The 2,863-nt window shown below is 76.1% G+C and carries 3 protein-coding genes; 1 reads left to right on the forward strand and 2 read right to left on the reverse strand.

Annotated elements, in window-relative coordinates; all coding sequences use genetic code 11:
• Window positions 1-1,021: sigma factor (locus STRAU_RS23720; RefSeq protein ID WP_203227455.1), on the reverse strand; the 1,021-nt coding region annotated here is incomplete at its 3' end.
• Between the two features lie 181 nt (window positions 1,022-1,202).
• Here STRAU_RS23720 and STRAU_RS23725 point away from each other — a divergent pair.
• Window positions 1,203-1,616, forward strand: coding sequence for an SsgA family sporulation/cell division regulator (locus tag STRAU_RS23725; protein WP_016642922.1), 414 nt, complete (start codon window positions 1,203-1,205; stop codon window positions 1,614-1,616).
• 62 nt (window positions 1,617-1,678) lie between these two features.
• On the opposite strand, the gene STRAU_RS23730 is transcribed toward STRAU_RS23725, so the two are convergent.
• Window positions 1,679-2,692 (reverse strand): Gfo/Idh/MocA family protein, encoded by a 1,014-nt coding sequence (locus STRAU_RS23730; protein WP_037661462.1) that lies wholly within the window; start codon window positions 2,690-2,692, stop codon window positions 1,679-1,681.
• Window positions 2,693-2,863: the final 171 nt, after the last annotated feature.

A 2,863-nucleotide genomic window follows, 5' to 3' on the forward strand; every position in this document is an offset into this window, starting at 1 on the left:
GCTGCGCCTCCCCGCTCTCCGCCGACGTGACGCGCGCGGGAGCCGAGCCGCCGCCGGCGCCGCTGAGGACGAGGCCCGCCGCGACGGCGGCCGCGGTGGCCGTCGTGCCTATCGCCCCGGCCACGGCGACGGGCAGCTTCCCGCCGCCGGTGAGGACATGACGTACGCCATGACCGTGACCGCCGGCCCCGGCGGCCGACGCCGCGGCCCCGGCGCCCGCACCGGCCCCCGCCCCGGCCGCGAGCGGCACCAGGAACTTGCCCGCGCCGCCCAGCACGAAGACCAGCAGCGCCGGTCCCACCAGCGCGGGCAGCCGGTCGTTGGCACGAGTCAGGAGCGCCAGGCGGGCGCGGCAGTCGGCGCAGCCGTCGAGGTGGGCGACGAGTGTCTCGGACTGGCGGGTCGACGCCTCGCCGCGGATGTGCGCGGGCATCCGGTCCCAGTGGACCTCGCACGCCGGGCTCTCGGGCGTGCCGGGGTGCGCGCGCAGGAACGCCTGGCGCATGCCTTCGCGCGCCCGGTGCAGCAGCACGGCCGTGGCGCCGCGCCCGGCGCCGATGTCGCGGCCGACCGCCTCCAGCGGCTGTCCCTCCGCCTCGGCGAGCCACAGCGCCCGCACCCAGCGCTCGGGGAGCTGCCCGAGCACGCGCGTGAGCAGGTCGACGGCGGAGACGCGGGCCGCGGGATCGCCGTCCCCGTGGGCGCCGGTGGTCACGTCGACGGTCTCGACCGCGTCCGCGGCCTGCGGGTCGCGCGGGGTCTCGCGCTCCGCGGCGCGCCCGACGGAGGCGGCGAGATGGCGCACGGTCGTCATCAGGTACGCCGGTACGTTCTCGATCTCGTGCCCGGCGGCCAGGCGCCGCCAGACGCGGAAGTGCGCCTCGGCGACCAGATCGTCGGCGACCCAGGCGTTTCCGGTCAGCGAACGCGCGTACGCGACGAGCCGGGGGTGCTCGGCCTCATAGACGCGCGCGTACGCGGCGGTGGCGGACTCGGGCGCGTCGGAAGGGACGTCGGACATGGCAGGACACACTCCTGTCCCACTGCGGGAATGGGGACGAGTTCGGAAGCCTAGGCCAGAAATGTCCGACTTATCAGAGGGGAGTGGCGTAGGTCACAGAGATCTCTCTGTTCACTCCCGTAATACGGGCACCCGTCACGGGGTCGAAAGGGCAAGGAAGCAGCAGAAGTGGAGATCGACCATGGCCGTCACGCTCGAACAGTCCGCCCGCGCCCGTCTGATCACTCCCGAGGGTCGCGAGCGGCCGATTCCCGTGACGCTGCGCTACGCCGCGTCCGATCCGCTCGCGGTGCAGGTCACCTTCCCGCCGGAGGTGTCCCTCGACGGCGCCGAGGTCACCTGGATCTTCGCCCGCGGCCTGCTGGAGGCCGGCCTGAGCGCCCCGGCGGGCACGGGGGACGTGCACATCTGGCCGTGCGGGCGGGCGCGGACCGTCCTGGAGTTCCACGCGCCGCACGGCCTCGCGCTCGTGCAGTTCGACCGGGCCGCGCTGCGCCGCTTCCTGATGCGGTCGTACGCCGTCGTGGGCGCGGGCAGCGAGGAGGCGGCACGTGATCTGGACCGGGGGCTGACCAAGCTGCTCGGCGGGGTGTGAAGGCCGAGGTGTAAGGCCCGGGGCGCGCGAAGGGGGGCGACGGCTGGCGGCCGGGGCCGGTCTCAGCGGTAGAGCGCGGGGCGCTCCGCCAGGTCGACGGCGACCCGGCCGCCGTCGCCCAGCGCCCGCACGCCCGCCTCGGCGACGGCGGCCGCCGCGTAGCCGTCCCAGGCGCTCGGGCCCGCCACCCGTCCTTCGCGCGCGCCCGCCGCCCACTCGCGCACCTCGCGGTCGTAGGCGTCGGCGAAGCGGACCACGTAGTCCTGCGCGATCTCCTGCTGCGCGCGGCCCGCGGACCGCACCACCATCGCGGGCTCGTCACCGATGCGGGCGCTGCCGCTCTCGCAGACGGCCTCGCACGCCACCTCGTAGCCGAAGCCGCAGTTGACGAAGATCTCCACGTCGACGAGGGCGCCGCCCGCGGTCTCGAAGAGCACGAGCTGCGGGTCGAGCAGCCCGGCGGGCGCGCCGGAGGACGGCCGCGGCCGCGCCACCGTGACCGCGGTGATCTCCTGGCCGAGCAGCCAGCGGGCCGCGTCGATCTCGTGCGAGACGGAGCTGCTGATCAGCATCGCGGAGGTGAAGTGCGGGGGAGAGGACACGTTGCGGTGGCGGCAGTGCAGCATCAGCGGACGGCCCAGGCCGCCGGAGTCGAGCAGCGCCTTCAGCCGCCGGTACTCGGTGTCGTACCGGCGCATGAACCCCACCTGGATCAGCCGCCGCCCACCGCGGGCCTCCGCCTCCACGACGCGCAGCGCCGCCTCCGCGTCGGCGGCGAGCGGCTTCTCGCACAGCACCGGCAGGCCGCGTGCGAGCGCCGCGAGCAGCGCCTCCTCGTGCGCGTGGTCGGGCGAGGCCACGAGGACCGCCCGCACGCCGGGCTCCGCGATCGCCGCGTGCGCGTCGGCGTGCACGCGGACGCCGTCGAGCCCGGCCGCGGCCGCCTGCCCGCGCGCCCGGTCCGGGTCCGCCACGGCCACCACCCGGACCCCGGCGACCGAATTGGCGAGACGCCGCACGTGGTCGGCGCCCATGTGGCCCGCACCGAGGACGGCCACCCCCAACGGCTCACTCACCGGATGAACTCCCCTCCCGCGCCCCTGCGTCGGGCCACCGTAGCCGCCCGGCGGCGCACGATCACCACGCACCCGGTGACGACGACCGCCGAGCCCGCGCCGACCAGCACCAGAGCGGGCCAGTCGGAGTCGCCGTCGGACGCGCCCGGCGGCACGAGGGCCGCCGGGCGC

The organism is Streptomyces aurantiacus JA 4570 (assembly GCF_000414115.1).
Classification (GTDB): Bacteria; Actinomycetota; Actinomycetes; order Streptomycetales; family Streptomycetaceae; genus Streptomyces; species Streptomyces aurantiacus_A.